This is a genomic window from Chryseobacterium gallinarum (assembly GCF_001021975.1).
Lineage (GTDB): Bacteria > Bacteroidota > Bacteroidia > Flavobacteriales > Weeksellaceae > Chryseobacterium > Chryseobacterium gallinarum.
This window is the reverse complement of sequence record NZ_CP009928.1, coordinates 120,893-140,540: the sequence shown is the minus strand read 5'-3', so window position 1 is coordinate 140,540 and position 19,648 is coordinate 120,893. Positions and strand designations below refer to the sequence as shown.

The 19,648-nt window shown below is 41.9% G+C and carries 22 protein-coding genes; 19 read left to right on the top strand and 3 right to left on the bottom strand.

Features of this window, described 5'->3' with window-relative positions; genetic code table 11:
• Positions 1 to 72: 72 nt before the first annotated feature.
• Positions 73 to 2,061, bottom strand: a complete 1,989-nt coding sequence (gene mobC / locus OK18_RS00645; RefSeq protein WP_053326737.1) for a conjugal transfer protein MobC — start codon at positions 2,059 to 2,061, stop codon at positions 73 to 75.
• Positions 2,062 to 2,297: 236 nt separating this feature from the next.
• Between mobC and OK18_RS00640 the strand changes: the two genes are divergently transcribed.
• Entirely contained in the window at positions 2,298 to 2,567 is a 270-nt protein-coding gene (locus OK18_RS00640) for a hypothetical protein (protein WP_053326736.1), read from the top strand.
• 153 nt (positions 2,568 to 2,720) lie between these two features.
• Here OK18_RS00640 and mobB read toward each other — a convergent pair whose 3' ends face one another.
• Both mobB and mobA read right to left on the bottom strand, forming a co-directional pair.
• A complete protein-coding gene (gene mobB / locus OK18_RS00635; RefSeq protein WP_053326735.1) occupies positions 2,721 to 4,004 on the bottom strand; it encodes a conjugal transfer protein MobB in 1,284 nt (427 codons plus the stop codon).
• Positions 4,001 to 4,429: a conjugal transfer protein MobA gene (gene mobA / locus OK18_RS00630; protein WP_053326734.1), complete on the bottom strand. Its 429-nt coding sequence runs from the start codon at positions 4,427 to 4,429 to the stop codon at positions 4,001 to 4,003. The genes mobB and mobA overlap by 4 nt, the downstream gene beginning before the upstream one ends.
• 635 nt (positions 4,430 to 5,064) lie before the next feature.
• Here mobA and OK18_RS00620 point away from each other — a divergent pair.
• The 18 genes from OK18_RS00620 (at position 5,065) to OK18_RS00535 (ending at position 19,400) form a co-directional block, all read left to right on the top strand.
• The gene (locus OK18_RS00620) at positions 5,065 to 5,832 is read left to right on the top strand and encodes a ParA family protein (RefSeq protein WP_053326732.1); all 768 of its coding nucleotides are present in this window, start codon (positions 5,065 to 5,067) and stop codon (positions 5,830 to 5,832) included.
• Positions 5,833 to 5,834: 2 nt separating this feature from the next.
• The gene (locus tag OK18_RS00615; protein ID WP_053326731.1) at positions 5,835 to 6,245 is read left to right on the top strand and encodes a DUF3408 domain-containing protein; all 411 of its coding nucleotides are present in this window, start codon (positions 5,835 to 5,837) and stop codon (positions 6,243 to 6,245) included.
• Position 6,246: 1 nt separating this feature from the next.
• Positions 6,247 to 6,543, top strand: a complete 297-nt coding sequence (locus OK18_RS00610) for a DUF3408 domain-containing protein (RefSeq protein ID WP_053326730.1) — start codon at positions 6,247 to 6,249, stop codon at positions 6,541 to 6,543.
• A gap of 3 nt (positions 6,544 to 6,546) precedes the next feature.
• Complete coding sequence (locus OK18_RS00605; RefSeq protein ID WP_053326729.1) at positions 6,547 to 7,161, top strand: hypothetical protein; 615 nt, start codon at positions 6,547 to 6,549, stop codon at positions 7,159 to 7,161.
• 81 nt (positions 7,162 to 7,242) lie between these two features.
• Positions 7,243 to 8,832: a hypothetical protein gene (locus tag OK18_RS00600; protein ID WP_053326728.1), complete on the top strand. Its 1,590-nt coding sequence runs from the start codon at positions 7,243 to 7,245 to the stop codon at positions 8,830 to 8,832.
• A gap of 114 nt (positions 8,833 to 8,946) precedes the next feature.
• Entirely contained in the window at positions 8,947 to 9,741 is a 795-nt protein-coding gene (locus OK18_RS00595; RefSeq protein WP_053326727.1) for a hypothetical protein, read from the top strand.
• 193 nt (positions 9,742 to 9,934) lie between these two features.
• Positions 9,935 to 10,243 (top strand): DUF4134 domain-containing protein, encoded by a 309-nt coding sequence (locus tag OK18_RS00590; protein ID WP_053326726.1) that lies wholly within the window; start codon positions 9,935 to 9,937, stop codon positions 10,241 to 10,243.
• 11 nt (positions 10,244 to 10,254) lie between these two features.
• Complete coding sequence (locus OK18_RS00585; protein ID WP_053326725.1) at positions 10,255 to 10,593, top strand: DUF4133 domain-containing protein; 339 nt, start codon at positions 10,255 to 10,257, stop codon at positions 10,591 to 10,593.
• On the top strand, positions 10,577 to 13,099 hold the full coding sequence (locus OK18_RS00580; RefSeq protein WP_053326724.1) for a TraG family conjugative transposon ATPase: 2,523 nt from the start codon (positions 10,577 to 10,579) through the stop codon (positions 13,097 to 13,099). Before OK18_RS00585 ends, OK18_RS00580 begins: the two co-directional genes overlap by 17 nt.
• Positions 13,100 to 13,122: 23 nt before the next feature.
• The gene (locus OK18_RS00575; RefSeq protein WP_053326723.1) at positions 13,123 to 13,755 is read left to right on the top strand and encodes a DUF4141 domain-containing protein; all 633 of its coding nucleotides are present in this window, start codon (positions 13,123 to 13,125) and stop codon (positions 13,753 to 13,755) included.
• A gap of 14 nt (positions 13,756 to 13,769) precedes the next feature.
• Positions 13,770 to 14,777 (top strand): conjugative transposon protein TraJ, encoded by a 1,008-nt coding sequence (gene traJ, locus OK18_RS00570; RefSeq protein ID WP_053326722.1) that lies wholly within the window; start codon positions 13,770 to 13,772, stop codon positions 14,775 to 14,777.
• A 5-nt stretch (positions 14,778 to 14,782) separates the two neighbouring features.
• Positions 14,783 to 15,406 (top strand): conjugative transposon protein TraK, encoded by a 624-nt coding sequence (traK, locus tag OK18_RS00565; protein ID WP_053326721.1) that lies wholly within the window; start codon positions 14,783 to 14,785, stop codon positions 15,404 to 15,406.
• A 12-nt stretch (positions 15,407 to 15,418) separates the two neighbouring features.
• Positions 15,419 to 15,853, top strand: coding sequence for a hypothetical protein (locus tag OK18_RS00560; protein WP_053326720.1), 435 nt, complete (start codon positions 15,419 to 15,421; stop codon positions 15,851 to 15,853).
• 17 nt (positions 15,854 to 15,870) lie between these two features.
• The gene (locus tag OK18_RS00555; RefSeq protein WP_053326719.1) at positions 15,871 to 16,137 is read left to right on the top strand and encodes a nitrogen regulatory IIA protein; all 267 of its coding nucleotides are present in this window, start codon (positions 15,871 to 15,873) and stop codon (positions 16,135 to 16,137) included.
• Complete coding sequence (gene traM, locus OK18_RS00550) at positions 16,118 to 17,434, top strand: conjugative transposon protein TraM (RefSeq protein ID WP_053326718.1); 1,317 nt, start codon at positions 16,118 to 16,120, stop codon at positions 17,432 to 17,434. The genes OK18_RS00555 and traM overlap by 20 nt, the downstream gene beginning before the upstream one ends.
• A gap of 24 nt (positions 17,435 to 17,458) precedes the next feature.
• Positions 17,459 to 18,343, top strand: coding sequence for a conjugative transposon protein TraN (gene traN / locus OK18_RS00545; RefSeq protein WP_053326717.1), 885 nt, complete (start codon positions 17,459 to 17,461; stop codon positions 18,341 to 18,343).
• 11 nt (positions 18,344 to 18,354) lie between these two features.
• A complete protein-coding gene (locus tag OK18_RS00540; RefSeq protein ID WP_053326716.1) occupies positions 18,355 to 18,912 on the top strand; it encodes a conjugal transfer protein TraO in 558 nt (185 codons plus the stop codon).
• Positions 18,913 to 18,929: 17 nt separating this feature from the next.
• Entirely contained in the window at positions 18,930 to 19,400 is a 471-nt protein-coding gene (locus OK18_RS00535) for a TraQ conjugal transfer family protein (protein ID WP_053326715.1), read from the top strand.
• Positions 19,401 to 19,648: the final 248 nt, after the last annotated feature.

Sequence of the window (19,648 nt, the reverse complement as noted above, 5' to 3'; positions counted from 1 at the left end):
CTGTACTTTCATATTAAAAAGAACTAAACTTTAGTTTTTTATACATATATTATTTTTGAGCTTCATAATGGGCTACTCGTCTTTCCTGATTAAATGAGCTAACTCCGGATCATTTTCAATTCTCCTTAGTTCTGTTGAAATAATAGTAGAAACCTCTAGCTTTATATGGCGGTAATTTTCATTTATATCCTTATCCATTGTGTCTTCACCACTAGCGGATAAGAAAGATCGAATTTGCGGTATTGGTTTGTAATTTTTGCTTTCATGCTCCACTTTTGCAATATCAACTACAATTTGGGAATGAAATATTTTCTGCTCTATTTTTTCGTCGATGTTGTCAGCAACGGCGCCCACAAATGTTCCTTGAGATAAAGTAGAAATTTTAGAGGCGGGAATCAGGCTGTCTAATTGCGTAGAGATTGAAGAACTGGTATCATTTCTATTAATACTTAAAGACTGCCTTTTCTGGACTATTTTACCAAATCTTTCGGACAAAGACTTGGCCGTTTCTCCTACCACCTGACCGGAGAAAATGTTGCCAACGGTATTCATGATGACTTTCGCTTCCTTATCCCCATAATCCCTGATCAATTGGGAAAAGTCCTGAAAACCTAAACATACAGACACTTTATTGCTTCGGGCAGTTGCTATAAGGTTGTCCAGACCGCGGAAGTATATCGTCGGCAATTCATCGATGATGATAGAACTTTTCAGTTTACCTTTTTTGTTGATCATTTTCACGATTCTGGAGTTGTAAAGCCCCAAGGCAGCACTATAAATATTCTGACGGTCCGGATTATTTCCCACGCACAGAATCTTTGGTTCGTCGGGGTTATTGATATCTAGTGTAAAGTCGTCTCCACTCATCACCCAATAAAGCTGCGGAGAGATCATTCTTGATAGCGGAATTTTGGCAGATGCGATCTGTCCCTGCAGCTGGTCCTGGGCGCCTCCCTGCCAGGCGTCTATAAAAGGAGAGAGGTAATTTTCAAGCTCCGGGTATGCGGTTAGGATCGTAAATACGTCTGCATACTTTTTATTGAGCAGTTCTATCGCATGCGGGAACGTGCAGTATTTCCCATTTTCGTATATTTTGAGATACCATATAATTGCAGCTAATAAAATAATTGGTGACTCGACGAAGAAGTCGCCTTGCTTTTGGATCCATGACTTGTTGAGGTTCAACATGATCGTGTACGCGGACTCATATGCATCCGATATATCGGTCATAAGTTCCGGATTGATTGGATTGCAGCGATGGCTACGGCGTGGATTATCAAAGTTGATCACATAAAATTTAGGTTTTACCTTGTACTGACTAGTATGCTTTAAAAGATGATTGTAAGCTATGGTGGAAAGATCATCAAACTTGAAGTCATAGATGTACATGGAAAAGCCCTTTTCAATATGCTGTTTAATGTAATTATTAACCACAGCAAATGACTTTCCCGACCCCGGACTTCCCAGCACAATAGTTGCTCGAAAGGGATTGACCACGTTAATCCACCCGTCATTCCATTTACCATTGAAATAAAACTTTGTGGAAAGATTAATTGAGTATTCATTTTCCATCAAACTGCTTTCCTGCTGAAAACTTTCATTTTCATTGTTAAAGGGATCATCCATTAATCTATTCTTTAAGAGCCTGCTCATCCAGAGTCCGGCAACCATCAAAAGTATAAACCCGACCGATGTTGTGATCATATACAGGGCTGGTGAAATCTGAATCAGTGGAAAGTTCAGCAGATAAAAAACTAAACCTGACAGCATATAAACATGGACGCTTTTCCACTTTATCTTTTCATTTTTTACCCCCTTTGTTCCAAAGCAGCTGAGTGCCAGTAAGACGAGGGCGAAAAGTTTGCTATAAAGGGAATTGTCAAAAAGTCCTGATGTCCGCTGAAAATTATGGAGGATTTTTTCAATGATTTCGAGAGCCCATCCCTGTTGAAGGAAAAAAGAATAACAAAACCAATAGAAATTCATCAATACCAATAGAACTGCGACTGCACGCATAAAAGCCATGATTTTGGCGAGTCCACGTAGATCATCTTCTTGCATAGCTGATATTTTTCAACATAGATATCTTTCGGTGCAAAGAATTTCATCATTGTTGCAGTTACAGGTATATTTTTTCCTTTCCAGTCCTATTATTACTTCAAAAAGTTTGCTAAATGTATTTGTGTGGTTAACAGAAGCAAACAGCTTTTATTGAATGATTAAATACATTTAGCAATTGGGGAAGTAATCTGTGATCTTTTTAATTTCGACCAAAATTCCTATTATTAGAGAGTATTATGGAGAGAGATATTATGCAAGATACTTTAGGACTTTTTGAGGAACATTTTAATAAGCAAGTCTTTCGGATCACCTTTAAATTTCGTGATTTTCAGGTAGTTTTATTGAAGAAAGACCTGAATAAAAATATGAATGAATTTCAGATATTGTTGGATGGTATCGTGCAGAAACTCATCAAGAAAAATGGCAAGTGGCAATTTGAGCATGGGGAAGACCCGGATCTTGCCGAAGATATCTGGCGCCAGATTGCGCTTAGGTACAGATTTTAGTGCAAATGCCGTATGTCTGCGGTATGCCGGGAGATCGTTGTTTTTGCAGAAGTTTTATACCTGAGTAAAGGGTATTTAAATGATGGGATTAACAAATCTCCTTTGGTCAATATAGGTGATCAGTTTTGGAATTGAGCCAGCAATCCGTTTTAATTATTTTTTATGCTGTCCTTTCCTTTTTTTCTTCTTTTTCATATTGAACTCAAATATTTGTTCTTCTGGATCTTCCGCAATATTCTCCAATAGCAAAGAATTTAGCAGTCCCCAATCGCTGCTGAGATTTGCACTATCCAGCATAAAGCTAAACAATGGATGCAATTCGTCAGCTACAGTAGAGGTTTTTTCTTTTTTGATATTTAGGAAGTTTCCTTGTTCTGCTTTTACCATTTCCTGACGCTTTCCGTTAGAAAAAAGCTCATGGAACTGATTAGCAGAGAATTGCTTCCCCAAATGGGAGCCATTGTAAACATGTCGCGTATTGTGATCAATAAATGTAATGCCATAAAGCCTATTCTCTTCATTTCGCCTAATGACAGTGTTGATACCATGTTCGGTCAAGTAGTCCCTGAACTGTTTTTCATTTGCTGTTATACGGATAGCCTCGGTAATTACCTGTGCTGTTTTTTCTTTTATTTCCGCCGGAACATTTCTATTTGTCTTGCAATTTGTTTTCACTGCATCGAGTCCCGCCTGTTTGCCAAAAAGAGATCCTTTAAACGGATTACTGACCTTATTTCCATTCTTATCCAGTGCAAAATAGAGGAGGCCTTCCTTCATTTCTCCCTGATAATCCTTTTTGATATGCTCGACTGATATATTGAACAGTGACAGAAGGGCATTATAGCCGCCAAGACTGTAGTAATTATAATATTTCGGCAGATATCTGACAACTGCAGCGATCTGGCCTTTAATATTTCCTTTAGTGTAATCCACAGGAGAAAATCCTAAATTCTCATGTAATTCCAGTTTTTCATTCGCCGGAATAAGATTGAACTTTTTCTCGATTTCCCTGCAGGCTTGCATTGACCTCTTCTTTTCAAAGGCATCGGGGATTTTAACACCATTTTTATCTACCGATGTTGATACAACATGAATATGAGTCCGCTCAATGTCGTTGTGCTTAAAGACGACATAAGGTTGGTTCCCATATCCCATTTTTAGCATATATTCATCAGCTATTCTGATAAATTCTTCGTCAGTGACCTTATCACCAGGATCAGGATTTAATGAAATATGAACTGCCGTTTTCTCGGTTTTTCTATTGGCAGCGAGGTGAGGAAGAAAAGACGAAAACAATTGTGCCGCTGAATATTTTCCATCGGGAGTTTCAAGCATGTTATGCAGGTGCAATATTTCTGCGCGGTTATCCAGAACCTTGGAATGGTTGTACACCAGGGCCCCATAAATACGAGAACCATGTCCAATTTTTGCGATCATGTATTGTCCTTTTTTAGAAGATATTCAGCTTCGAATTGTTTGCTCAGGATGAGGATTTCCTTACAGATGGCGGCCAGTTCGAGCGTATGTTTTTCCAATTTTCCGATATAGAATACTGTTTTTTTATCCCCAAAATGCGTATGCAGGATTTTGACAACCTGATTGTAATTCACCCCGATTGCTCTGAACTGCGAAAACAACTGCGATAATTTTGTGCAGTATTCCACGGTCCCTTGATCAATAATGACCGAATTCATCCTTCTTTCAAAAAGAAGGGAGACAATAAATTTTGCTCTGTTGTCCAGCCCAGACTTATCGAACAGGGATAAGAAACGGGCATTCTCTTCATCAGTTAACCGAAAGACATACCGATGTATCGCCTTATTTATTTTGGGTTTTCGTCCTCCTTTGTGTGCTGCAGACATAACTTTTTTCCAAAATATAAAGGATACCCTTCGCGGGAGCACTAAATTTTGCCGGTACTAGCCCTATCTTTCTTAAATAGTCCTCTCAAAGCCAGAAAACAACATAAAAGGTAAGCCGACTTCGGAGGATTACCAGGCTCTCGGCAGAGCAAGTTGTTTTGGAGCACAAAACAGGTTTTGAGTGCCTCAAAACACAACTTGCTCTGTTCTTGGGAACAGATTGATTATTGCTTAAGAATAATTGGAATTATAACGTATAAACCGGAAAGAATTGGAAAAAATAGGAAGTTTCAGCCACCTTTTTAAATGATGCCCATTTTGTTGTATTCCTTTACAGCTGAGCATCCGAACAGGTAATATGTATTGCTGTACAAAAAAGAAAATAACCATTTGTGATTGAATAAAAATAGTAGGTTTTAAAAGCATAAAAGTATAAAAGCATAAAAGCGGTAAACTTTAAGGCTCTGCAGTAAACGAATTGTGCAGCTTTTGGTAAAAATGCTTTCCTGTGGAGAGGTTTTGCCAATGATAAAACCTACCAGTATGTACAAAAGCAGGGTGTCGATACAGTTTCCTATGCATCTGTATGGTTTTAAGTTTTAGCAAAAGGGAGGACAAATTTAAAGATATATACTATGGAAAAAATGAAGCAATGTCTGAAGGTCAGCATTTACACGCAAAAGGGAGGGGTGGGAAAGTCGACAATGACCACACTATTGGCCAGCTTATTACATTATCGGCTGGGTTATAATGTCGTCGTTCTCGACTGTGACTTTCCGCAGCACAGTCTTATCAATATGAGAGAACGTGACAAGCGTGCCGTTATGGAAAGTGAATTCCATAAAAAGCTGGCGATGAAACAGTTTCAGACGATCAATAAAAAAGCCTACCCCATACTCAAATGCAAGGCAGAGCAGGCATTGGAGCTGGCCTCGGACTTTATTTCCCAAAACTCCGTTCAACCGGATCTTGTCTTTTTTGATCTGCCTGGGACCGCAAATACCCAAGGAGTTTTGACAGCATTGAAAGCGATGGATTTTATATTTTCACCGATAACCGCAGACCGGCTGGTTCTCGAGAGTACCCTGGCATTCAGTGAGGTTTTTTTACGTCTGCCCGTTATTGAAGGAAGTTCCCCAACCCAATCTCTGTGGCTGTTCTGGAACCAGGTGGATGGCCGGGAAAAAACCAGCCTGTACGATGCCTATCAGCATGTGATCAATAGTCTTTCCTTATCCATTATGGATACCAGAATCATGGATAGTAAACGTTTCCGGAAGGAAACAGACGATACCGCAAACTATGTTTTCAAGTCAAGTCTGCTTCCGGCAGAGCCGCAGCTGTTGAAAGCTACAAGACTTGAAAGCTTTGTCAGGGAATTTTTAAAGATAGTGGGTATATAACTATGGCAGCAAATAAATCGAATAAAGACGCAGAAAAACCCACTGTTGATGAAGAATACTTGATGGACCTGATGAGCGGTGACAAGCCGCTGCCGGAAATAAGATCCGACACGGTTATCGAAAAAGACCATGCCCCGAAGGACTTAAAAGCGGATAAAGGTAAAGCGAGGTCTTCCAAGAAAGTAGAATACGAGGACTTTTTTCTGGTCAACCGCTTTCCGTCGGGACGGAACGGAAAAGTGGTGTATATCCGTTCGGAATTTCACGAGAGGTTACTGAGGATCGTGCAATTGACCAGGGAAGATAAGGTAACCCTCTATTCCTACATAGACAATATTCTTGAACATCATTTCCGCGAGTTCGGCGATGATATTACCGAGTATTTCAATAGCAAGTTTAAACCCATATTATAAAATGAAAAAGAAACAAAGTACAGTGGAGGTTACTGTAAAACTTCAACGGCGGGAGGCTGGAAATATAAAGACCTATGAGCGCATGTTCCTAAAAAAGAAATCGATGGATAAGCGGGGCGAGAAAAGCATCTATGTAAGGCAGGAATACCACGAGCGCCTGAGTCGAATTGCACAGGTGATAGGCGGAGATAAGATTCCCTTATATGCTTTACTCGACAATATTCTTACCCATCATTTTGATGCGTTCAGTGAGATCTTGATCCATGAATTTAAGGCTAAAAGCAAACCCCTATTTTAAATTATGGAAACCTGGATACAGATTATCATACTGGCCTGTCTGCTGGTCATTATACTGCTCTTATTGGTCGATAAGGTTAAAATTATCAAGATCAAAAAACCACAGGAGGAACTGTTGAAACCTGAAAGACTACCCGATATTATGGGTAAGCCGGTATTAGTCCAAAAAGAAAGACCACTTTATCCCAAAAAATACCCAAAGATGATGGCAGATCGATTGAAAAAAAGAGATACCGCTGTGGAGGCGCGTCCTGTCAGCACCACTGAGGCCGGCGAAGACGGGGTTTCAGGGTCAATGGATTGGTCAGATGACGAAATCAACAACGAATCCCAGCCGGAAGATGGGCATTTTACGCAGGGTGTGTCGTTGGAAGAACTTATGAGAGTTGGTGATCTCCTTAAACAGGATCATCTAAATGAGGTTCAGGAAAACCAGACTGCCGAGATAATCCAGAAGATCCGGGGAACTGAATTATTTGACGCGATGCAGTCTTCGATACAAGGTGCATCGCAAAAAATTGCGAGGCTTCTGGATAAATCATTGTCCGAAAATCAGCTGGGCGATGTACAGGTCAAGTATAAAGGACCTGAGCAGTTCGATATAGGTGATTTTCTATAGTCAGTAAATATGGACAGTAAACTGAAGGATAGAAACAATGAAAGGAGGTATGATAACAAATCATTAAAATATAAATAAGCAATGGAAATGAACTTACCGGAAATTGAAATCGCAGGAACGACATTTTTCTTCGATATTAATGAGATTGCGCTAGTACAAAAAAATGATCCTGAGAATAAGATCTATTTTAATAACATGTGGGATCATGGCGATTTTTATGCATTTCACTACAGCCCGAAAACGAAGAATTACCATCCCGTGAGGTTCAGGCCGGAAGGATATAGCGATGGAGAAGTTGAGAAGCTTGGTCAGCTGCTTATGAATAACCCAGTTGAGTACGTTGAAATTCCGCGACTAGGTAAACTTGACCCGAGTGGCATGTGCCAGAAATACGGCTGTACACGTGAAGATCTATTAATCAAAAGCGATTTTGAGATCATGGTGAATCAGGATATTTTCAAAAGCCGAATGGAAGGTGCACCTGTAACGATAGAACTGGCAGGAATCACGTATGAGATAGATCTGAAATACAATTGTCTGCGACCAAAAGATGAACGGGTGGAGGAGATATTTCTCGATAACTATCATTATGATTCATATATAGAAGACGCCGGCGTATATCATCTACTCTATAATATTCAGGAAAGGCGTGCCCAAAGTTCATGGCCGGATGGCACGGATGGCTTTGCTATTCTTGAAATACCGAATCTCTTCCGCCTTGACCCGATCGGTGCCAACCTGTATTATGGCGGTGATCCTCACTGGGGATTGTTATATGAAACACTCAAGATGCACCATGTAGCAGATACTGTGCCGTGGGAGGACTATAATCTAGAAGTTATGGACGATGAGCTGCTTAAGATCAGGAAAGATTTAGAAGATAAAAAACAGGACGGACAGCCAGTAATCAATATAATGGGAGATGTTTTTATCGTCGATGTCGAGCAATATAGACTGTATCAGAAAGGAAACGAAGGGAATGTTCTTTCGCTCCATGATTGGCAGGAGGTTGAAGGAGGGTATGGCTTTTACTATGATACAGCCCTCAAAAATATACCCCGCGAGAGGTACGATCTGGAAACCACGCATTATGTTGAGATTCCCGAGTTTACCAAAATGGCGCCGATGGAAGTTGCCGAAAAGGAGAAGATAACATTGCGGAAGGCTCTGGTAATGACAGATTTTGAGTTAATGGTAAACAAATATACGTTTGAAAACCGGCTGAACGGCCAGCTTCCGTACCTACTGCTGGAAGGGAACAAATTTTTGGTCGATGTAAAAAACGGCCTGCTCAGACCAGAATATCAAGGGAACTCACCCGAAATCGAGCTGTCGGCAATCCAAAAATATTATCAGGCCGATCAGGACTGCTATCACATACCTTATAACCCAGTGACCAGAACGATGGAAGATTTGGAGTATAGACAAATAACCGATCTTCCTAAAGACGTTGTGATGTTATCCTTCCCCTCGGAAAGATTAATGGATCCTGTAGGCTGGAACATCAAGCATGGATTTGATCCGCGGATTGGTCTGAAGACAATAGGTCTGCGCAATACGATCATCGCCGGGAGGTTATCAGATCTCCGTACGGAAAAGTCCTTCGGGCAAACAAAGCGTAATGATGTACCCCCAAAAAGAATAAAACAAAAACGTGGCCGTGGTTTATAAAGATAGGAAAACGGAAGAAAAAGAATGCCACAATTGCCGGTAGCAGGAGGAATTCTCCCATTTCGTTTCACTTTCAAAGATGAAAACTTGAATATTAATTTTAAATGAAACATTATGGAAAGTGAATTACCTGTCTACAGAGACCCGGATTACGGAATTGAATTTATTGTTGATGTTGGCAAACTTGAGTTCAGGGAGAAAGCGAACCCCGATAACCGTCATGGACTGGAAGATATGATCGACTGTGAAGAAGAAGGTTACCGATTTTCATATTATGATAGAACGAGAAAAGAAACCCTCAACATTTCGATTCCACAGTTTGTTGTCCTGGCCCCAAATCAAATGGCGGAGAAATATGAAAAAGCAGTTGAGGAAATTCTATTGTTAACCGACTTTGAGCTTATGGTCGACCAGGAAAACTTGACAAAGCGTTTAAAGTACGGGGAGCTTCCCACTATAGAGATCGGAGGTCATATCTTTTATGCCGATGCCAGGATAGACCTTTTAAGGCCTAAAGATGATTTCTCTACGACGGGTATCAGGTTTGATGATCTGGAAGATTATTATGATCAAGACAAAAATGTATATGCATTTCCGTATGATCCCAAAACACACGAGATTGCCGATAGGGACTGGAGCCAGATTTTCGATTATCCGCAGGATTTATTATTTGTAGAGATTCCGTTCGTGAGAAACCTTGACCCTGTTGGCTGGAACAGAAGATGGGGATGGGAAGAAACAGAAGGCTTAAAAGAAACTGGCCTGAAGCTGGACTTTAAGGCTGAGGTCGTTCCTTGGCATAAATCGGGAATAGATGACCTGATCGCAGAAAACAGAGCTAAGCTGCCCATTGCGGAGGAGAAAAACAATAAGGTTCAGCCAAAGAATGGGAGAGGTCCCAAGTTATAGAAACACCGTCCTATCGAAACGCCAGACTTAAAATGTCCGGCGTTTTTTTTTTGACTTTATCGCTGGAATTAGGAAAACAGTGGCAAAGATAGTACACCACAAACCACTGATCCCAGCTCCCGTGAAATCCCGTGTCACCTTTGTTTCGAAGCCCGTAAGGACGGGTATTAGAAACTCTTAATGTCTATAAAAAATGAAAAATCAAAGACTTAAAATTCTGGTGGGGCTGGTATTATCATGCATGCTCAGCAACGATCTTCTGGCCCAGGGAAACGGAACTGCAGGTATTCTGGAAGCCACGCAGATGGTGACAAGTTACTTCGATCCAGCGACCAAACTGATTTACGCGATCGGTGCTGTTGTTGGTCTTATTGGAGGTGTGAAAGTTTACAACAAGTTCAGCTCAGGAGACCCCGATACCTCCAAAACAGCCGCAAGCTGGTTTGGAGCATGTATTTTCCTAATTGTTGCTGCAACGATCCTTCGATCCTTTTTCCTTTAAACCGGTTAGAAATGAGGGATTATCACATTAACAAAGGCATTGGAAGAACTGTGGAGTTCAAAGGGCTCAAAGCACAGTACCTGTTCATCTTTGCCGGTGGTTTGCTCGCGATTCTTATCCTGGTCATGATTATGTATATATCGGGGGCGAACTCTTACCTGTGTCTGATCATTGGTGGTGGGGGAGCCTCACTGATCGTATGGCAGACTTTCGCTTTGAATGCCAAATACGGAGAACACGGGCTGATGAAAGTTCGTGCAGGGAAAAATCATCCACGCTACATCATTTCGCGAAAAGCAGTACACCGCTATCTGAAGAAAACCCCTAAAAATCATGAGAAATATTGCTAAAACGGCAACTTTGGAAAGTAAGTTTCCATTATTGGCTATCGAACAAAACTGTATTCTTTCAAAGGATGCGGACATTACAGCCTGCTTTAAGGTACATCTGCCGGAACTTTTTACGGTTGCCGCCGCGGAGTATGATGCGATCCATTCCACCTGGCACAAAGCGATCAAGACCTTGCCCGATTACGCTATTGTCCACAAACAGGACTGGTTTATCAAGGAAAACTATACGCCCGATTATGCTGCGGACGAGTTAAGTTTTTTGGCAAGATCTTATCAGCAGCATTTTAACGAGCGTCCATTTCTGAACCACTACTGCTATCTGTTTTTAACGAAAACCACGAAAGAGCGTATGCGGCAGCAGAGTAACTTTTCCTCGCTGTGCAGGGGAGTGCTGATTCCCAAAGAAGTGCGCGATAAAGAGACCGTACACAAATTTATGGAAGCTGTTTCTCAGTTTGAGCGGATCGTAAACGACAGTGGATTTGTAAAGCTGGAACGTCTAACAGAAGAGGATATCGTAGGAACAGGTGACAGTCAGGGACTGCTCGAACAATACCTCACCTTATCAAGGAGTGCCGGAACTCCCATGCAGGACATTGCCCTGAATGCGGAAGAAGTACGCATCGGTAACAATAGGCTTTGTCTTCATACCCTTTCCGATACAGACGATCTGCCTAATACCGTGTCGGTTAATACAAGGTACGAAAAGCTGTCTACTGACAGAAGCGATTGTTTATTATCCTTTGCTGCTCCGGTGGGTCTTCTGCTAAACTGCAACCATATTTACAACCAATATCTGTTTTTGGATAACAGTGAGGGGAACTTGCGGAGGTTTGAAAAGTCAGCGCGTAATATGCACTCGTTGGCACGATATAGCCGAACCAATCAGATCAACAAGGAGTGGATAGAAAAATATCTGAACGAGGCTCATAGCTTCGGTCTTTCTTCCATCCGCGCACACTTCAATGTCATGGCCTGGTCGGATGATGCGCAGGAATTAAAACAGATCAAGAACGATTCGGGGAGTGCATTGGCATTGATGGATTGTAAGCCGAGACATAACACGGTGGATGCAGCCACACTGTATTGGGCAGGTATCCCGGGAAACTCCGGAGATTTTCCCGAAGAAGAAAGTTTTTACACATTCATTGAACCTGCCTTATGCTTCCTTACCGAGGAAACCAATTACCAGAGCTCGCCGTCGCCATTTGGTATTAAGATGTCGGACCGGCTTACAGGAAAGCCCATTCATGTTGATATCTCTGATCTTCCCATGAAGCGGGGAATCATAACGAACAGGAATAAGTTCATATTGGGTCCGTCCGGCTCCGGAAAATCATTCTTTACCAACCATATGGTACGCCAGTACTATGAGCAGGGCGCACACGTACTACTTGTCGATACGGGAAACAGTTATCAGGGATTGTGCGAACTCATCAAGGGGAAGACAAAAGGGAAGGATGGTGTTTACTTTACATACACCGAAGACAACCCGATTGCTTTTAACCCTTTCTATACCGATGATGGCGTGTTCGACATTGAGAAAAGAGAAAGTATTAAAACGCTTATTCTCTCGCTCTGGAAACGTGATGATGAACCACCAAGGCGGTCCGAAGAAGTAGCCTTATCCAATGCCGTTTCAGGTTATATTGAAACCATTAAAAAAGGTGATCATCCTCCATCATTCAATGGCTTTTATGAGTATGTAAAGGGAGATTACAAAAAGGTGCTGGAAGAGAAGCAGGTGCGCGAGAAAGATTTTGATGTTGCCGGCTTTCTCAATGTGCTGGAACCTTATTATTACGGTGGAGAATATGATTACCTGCTGAATTCCGATAAGCAGCTTGATTTGCTCAACAAACGCTTTATCGTCTTTGAAATCGATGCCATAAAGGACCACAAGATCCTGTTCCCCGTAGTGACGATCATTATTATGGAGGTTTTTATCCATAAGATGCGGAGGTTAAAAGGTATCCGCAAGATGATCCTGATCGAGGAAGCCTGGAAAGCAATCGCAAAGGAAGGATTCGCAGAATACATAAAATATCTCTTTAAAACGGTCCGAAAGTTCTTCGGAGAGGCTATCGTCGTGACCCAGGAGGTGGATGACATTATACATTCTCCGGTGGTTAAGGAGACCATCATTAATAATTCGGACTGTAAAATACTCCTTGACCAGCGTAAATACATGAACAAGTTTGACGCGATTCAGACCATGCTGGGGCTTACGGAAAAAGAAAGATCACAGATCCTTTCGATCAATCAGAATAATGATCCGTCGAGGAAGTACAAGGAAGTCTGGATCGGACTGGGAGGCACCCATTCCGCGGTGTACGCAACCGAAGTAAGCCAGCAGGAGTACCTGGCCTATACAACAGAAGAATCTGAAAAGCTTGAAGTGCTGGACCTTGCCCGTGAGATGGAGGGCGACGTGGAGGCAGCAATCAAGAAGATATCCCTGAAAAAAATCAAAGGTCTGCGGGCCGGCGATATCGGAAATAATTAAACAACCTTTAAAAATGAGAAAAAATGAAAAATTTATTATTCACCCTGTTTATGGTAATGTTCGTTACCCTATCGCAAAAATCAAAAGCACAATGGGTCGTTACCGATCCCGGAAACCTGATATCCGGAGTACTCAACAGCGCGAACGAAATTGTCCAGACCTCATCTACCGTATCCAATGTTGTTAAGAATTTCAATGAGGTGAAGAAAGTCTACGAGCAGGGCAAGGAGTATTATGACAAACTGAAAGCCGTGAACAATCTGGTTAAAGATGCACGGAAAGTGCAGCAGACGGTGCTTCTTGTGGGCGATGTCAGCAATATGTACGTCAACAACTTTGGGAAAATGCTAAATGACAAGAACTTCTCTGCGGACGAACTCATGGCTATCGGGAATGGCTATTCAGCTTTACTGAATGAAAGTACAGAACTGTTAAAGGAACTGAAACAGATTGTCACCTCCAGCAGCCTGTCGCTCAGTGATAAAGAGCGCATGGAGATCATTGATAGGGTGTATAAAGAGGTGAAGGAATATCATAGTCTAGTAAGGTATTATACCAGTAAAAACATCTCTGTCAGTATTCTCAGAGCCAAAAAGCAGAACAATACGAAAAGGGTGATGGAACTCTACGGTACAGCGGCGCAAAAATATTGGTAGCAAATTGAGTAATTATGGATTTCAACAATCTTCACGAATTATTGCGGGGGCTGTATGATGAGATGCTGCCTTTGTCCGCAACAATGGCCACGATTGCAAAAGGAGTAGCAGGTTTGGGCGCACTGTTCTATGTTGCATTAAAGGTGTGGCAGGCTTTAAGCCGGGCCGAGCCGATCGATGTCTTTCCGTTGTTAAGACCGTTTGCCATAGGATTATGCATCATGTTTTTTCCCACCATTGTACTGGGATCGATCAATGCGGTGCTGAGCCCTATCGTAAAGGGTACACATGGAATGCTGGACAGCCAGGTATTGGATCTGAACAAATTACAGCAGCAGAAAGACCTGCTGGAAAAGGAGGCTATGCTCAGAAACCCTGAAACTGCATATTTGGTCAGCAACGAGGAATTCGACAAAAAGCTTGAAGACCTTGGCTGGTCGCCCAATGATCTGGTTACTATGGCTGGCATGTATATGGATCGAACGGCTTATCAGATGGAACAGTCTACAAAAAAATGGTTCCGGGAACTGCTGGAAATCTTGTTTCAGGCAGCTGCGCTGGTCATTGACACGATAAGGACCTTCTTCCTGATTGTGCTCTCCATCCTTGGCCCCATTGCCTTTGCGATATCGGTCTGGGATGGGTTTCAGTCCACGCTGACGCAGTGGCTGACTCGGTATATCAGTGTCTACCTGTGGCTTCCCGTTGCAGACATGTTCAGTGCGATGCTTGCAAAGATCCAGTCACTGATCCTTGAGCGAGATATTGAAATGCTTAATGATCCAACTTTCATTCCAGACACCGGAAATACCGTTTACGTCATCTTTATGATTATCGGGATTGTCGGGTACTTTACCATCCCTACCGTGACGGGCTGGATCATACAGGCCGGTGGAGCCGGAAACTTCACCCGTAATGTCAGCCAGGCGGCAATGCGCAGCGGCAATGTTGCAGCAGCTGGGGCAGGTGCTGTCGCAGGAAATGTTTCTGGTCAACTCTTAAATAATGGACAAAAAAGTTAAAAAAGATGGAATTCAGAACCCTAAGAAATATTGAAAACAGCTTCCGGAAGATTCGGCTATATGCCATTGTATTTGCAATGTTCTGCATGGCAGTCACCGGATTTTCTGTGTGGAAATCGTACTCCTTTGCCAACACACAAAGGGAGAAGATTTATGTGCTGGATAATGGAAAATCGTTGATGCTAGCTTTGTCGCAGGATGCAAGTATCAACAGACCCGTAGAGGCGCGTGAACATGTCAAACGATTTCATGAACTCTTTTTTACCCTTGCACCGGATAAGGCTGCCATCGAAAGTAACATGAAAAGGGCTTTTGACCTGGCGGATAAAAGTGCATTTGATTACTATAAGGATTTATCTGAAAAGGGTTACTACAACAGAATTATTTCTGGCAACGTCCAGCAGCGGATAGAGGTTGACAGTGTAGTCTGCAACTTCAATTCATACCCGTATTCGGTGACCACCTATGCCAGACAGATTATCATCCGGTCAAGTAACCTCACCCGGAGGAGTCTTGTCACAAGCTGCAATCTGCTCAACAGCGTGCGTTCAGACAATAATCCACAAGGCTTTCAGATTTTAAAGTTTGCTGTCCTGTCCAATAAAGACGAGGAGACTATGGAACGATAATACTTTAAAGTTATGGAAACACTGAGAGATACTGTTGCAATCCTGGCCAGAAAGGGATACAATGGTTGGTTTACAACAAACGGAATGGAACCGAAATTACTAGAAGAGTCACTTTCAAATTATGTGAAACAACAATATAATCCTACAGACTTTAAAGATATCAAGTTGTTTACCTTTTTGGAAGATAAAGGAGAAAAGAAGGATTTCATTACGGCTAGCTTTGCTTTAAAACATAATGGAGAAGTGGGCGAGGATTTTAAACTGGATATAACTGGAATGAAAATCTCTTTTAAGAACCGTTATTATCATTTGTTACAAGGCGTGAATTTAGAAGATCTTTCAACCAGAACGATACCGGAATTACCTGACGCAGTGAAATTGGTGAGAAGCAGCTTTAAAGAGCGTTTGAACCCAAAACTCAAAAAAAGAAATAGTTTCCGCTTATAATTTAAAGGAAAAATAAAATGAAAATTAGAACAACAATTGATAACGAGCTTGAGAAGCTCGATCTAAAATGGCGGAATTTACCCGTCAGGAAGCAGATCAGATATGTACTCTACCTTTTTGCATTTTATATGCTCCTTGGTGTGGGAGTCATGATAAAAGTTTTTTATGACCTGGGAAAGGATGATGGGATGGAAATACGTCATATAGAAGCTCCCGCAGTAATCAAAGGAGATCCGATTAGCAATAAAGTAAAAAGTAACAAAAATGGAAGAGAAAGAGAATAAACGGGTCAGCATAATTGTTGACGAGGAAAGAGCTGAACGTCCCGAAGGGCTCAAACGGGAAAAGCTTAAAAAGCCTGTTATTTTTTGCCTGATGGGCATTGTTTTTCTGGCCTGTCTATATTTAATATTCCAGCCGAAAGGTGAATCGGAAAGTCCGGATGTCGGATTAAACAATGCGGTTCCCGAAGCCACGGACAAAGGACTCCAGTCGGATAAAAAGAAAGCCTATGAAAAAGAAATGCTTGAAGAAAAAGAAGCTGAAAAAAGGAATACACTTATGTCGCTTTCCGATTACTGGAATAATGCCGATTCGGGAAATGTGAATGCAGCTCAGCTGTCAAATAGCGTAACAGGCTATTCGAGAACGGTACCGGCACAAAATAACCCCTTGACCAGCTATCAAAATGCACAATATACCTTAGGATCCTTTTACCGTGACGATGACCACGAAAAAATCGAACTGCGGAAACAGGTGGATCAATTAAAGGAAAGACTCTCGGAAAAGGATGTTCCGCAGACACCAACGCTTAACGATCAACTGGCATTAATGGAAAAATCATATGAGATGGCATCACGCTATTTGCCTACCGGCCCGGCCATACAGGCAATGCCGCAATCAACTTCGAGTGTGAGAAAAGATTCTTCCGAAGTGAAACATGCCGGCATTCCCGATAGAAAAGAAAAGGTAGCAGCAGTACAAAGTAAACGGAAAAATGTGGTCTCTGCATTATTCCGGGAGCAGGATCAGGAATCTTTGCTCAGCGGTATCGGAGATCGTAACGTGGGTTTCATTACACCGGGACAGAAAGTACAGTCAGATATTGTTCGAAACAGTATCCCTGCGATGATCACTGAAACTAAAACTTTGTCTGGTGATGGCACTATAAAATTACGTTTATCCGAAAGTGCAATTATTGGAGATCATCGGCTTGAGAACGGCGCAGAAATGACGGCAGACGCAAAAATACAAGGGAGCAGATTGCAGCTCAAGATCAGCTCGATTGAAGTGTCCGGAAATATAATCCCTGTTGAGATCCTGGTCTATAGCACCGACGGGCAGCCCGGATTACCGGTCCCAAGATCCGACGAAATAAATGCAGCTTCTGAAATTGCGGCCAACATGAGCCAGAGCTCAGGTATGAACATTTCCATGTCGAGATCAGCAGGCCAGCAGATCGCCGGGGATGTTAGCCGGGGGCTTATACAGGGCGTTTCAGGTTTTTTTTCGAAAAAGCTGAGAACGGTTAAGGTGACGGTCAGATCTGGCCATCCGGTTTTGCTTTACAGTAAAAAATAACATTATCAAAACAAACAATCAGTTATGAAATTAATACAAAAATTCCTGGCTATAGTCCTGTTGGTGGGGGTCTTTTTTAAGACTTTTGGCCAGCAGTCACTTGAAGCGGGCAGGGTCGAACCTTACCGCTTAGAGGTGACTTATAATAAGACCTGTCACCTGATTTTCCCAGTAGCCATTCGTTACGTTGACCTGGGGTCGGTGTACCTCATCGGGGAAAAAGCGGAAGACGCGCCGAACGTTTTACGTATAAAGGCTGCTGTTCGGGATTTTGCTGAAGAAACCAACTTTAGTGTAATTACGGAGGATGGACATTTTTACAGCTTTAATGTCCTCTACAACAATGATCCACAAATTCTAAGTTACGATTTGCAGAAAATGAAAAATGATGCTGGGCGCGAGGCAGGGAAGAATGTGAAATTCGATGAGCTCGGTTTTAATCCGCCATCATTAACGGATGAAGTGTTAAGAACGATCTACCAGCAGAACAAAAGATTCATCCGGCATATTGCCTCCAAATCTTATGGCATCCAGCTCGCACTACGCGGATTATATTCCCATAATGGAAAATACTACATCCATCTGCAGCTTAAGAACAGTTCGAATGTCCCGTTTGCGGTGGACTTCTGCACCTATAAAGTTTCCGATAAACAGATTGCAAAAAGAACCGTTTCGCAGGAAAAACAGCTGGTTCCTTTGCGGCAGTATCCTGGGCTGGAAATCATTTCAGATCATTCCGTTGCCAGCAGCGTTGTGTTATTGGACCAGTTTACCATTTCAGATGACCAGATTTTACGGATTGAAGTATTTGAGAAAAACGGGGCAAGGAGCCAGGTTCTGGACGTAGAAAATGCTGATCTGATCGCTGCGAAGCGGGTTTCAGACATGAAACTAATGCTTAATCCATAAATGCGTTCTTTATGAAAAAATATATCACATTATTAATGCTGGTCATTTCCACCATATATGTGCGGGCGCAGCGGATGGTATACAAGCAACAGTCCGTGGAAGTGAATTTTGGTTTGATGAATAATAAGCGTCCCGATCAAAATTTTTACATAGGCCTCGGTTTAAACAGATTCGTTAGACACGGAAATTACTGGATGTACAGTGTCGAATACCAAAAGCAAACAGCGTTGTACAAGAACTGGCAGATACCCACAGAAAATTTCCTGGGCGAAGCAGGTTACAGTTTTCGGCTGCTTTCTGACCGGAAGAAGTTTGTCACCTTATATGCAGGATTGAGTGCGGCCGGTGGTTACGAAGTGGTCAATAAGGGAGATACTATTCTTATGGATGGCGGGATACTGAAGAACAGGAATCAATTTGTATACGGAACAGGAGGGAGGCTTTCAATGGAAATTTATTTTTCCGACCGTGTTGTCTTTCTGATACAGGGCCGAACTAAAGTCCTTTGGGGCACTGATTTGGAACAATTTCGCCCTTCGCTGGGCATTGGACTGAGGTTTAATTTTTAATAAACATTTTTTATACAATGAGAACAAAAAAAAATCCGCTCACTTTTAGATCATTGATTATGGCTTTACTCACCGTCTCTGGTACTTTAATCTTATCAGGCTGTAGCAAAGCTAACCTTGATGTGCAGGAGGAATTTCCATTTGATGTTAGAATTATGCCGGTTCCAAAGGCGATAGCTGTAGGGGAGTGGGTTGAAATCAGATTTACCATTATTTCAGGAGGTAATTATAGTGGAAATTTGTATCGCCTTCGGTACTTTCAAAATGACGGACAAGGGCAGCTTGGTTATTTATATGGAAAGCCGTTTATCCCCAACGACTATTATACGGTACCTGATAAAGAATTCAGGATTTACTATAGTTCCGCTTCTATTGCACCGTCACAATTTGATGTCTGGATCTCCGACAGTTTTGGAAACGAAAAGCAATTTTCTTTTCAGTTCAACAATAAAAAAACTGATCCAATTTTTACCGAACCGATCAGATAATCCTATATTTGAAATAACTCACAGCAGTTAACGCCCCAAAACACTACACTACCAGTTGAAAGCACACTTAGGGCAGCCATTGGCTGTCCTTTTTTTGTTGCAATTAAAAGAAATGGATTTTATGGATTAACCAAATGGTAATAATATTGTATTTATTTCGCTTTTAGATATAAAATAATTAATTTGGTAAACAGGCCATAAACTATTCGAAGTATAAACGCCATATATTTAATTGCTCTTGCCATAGG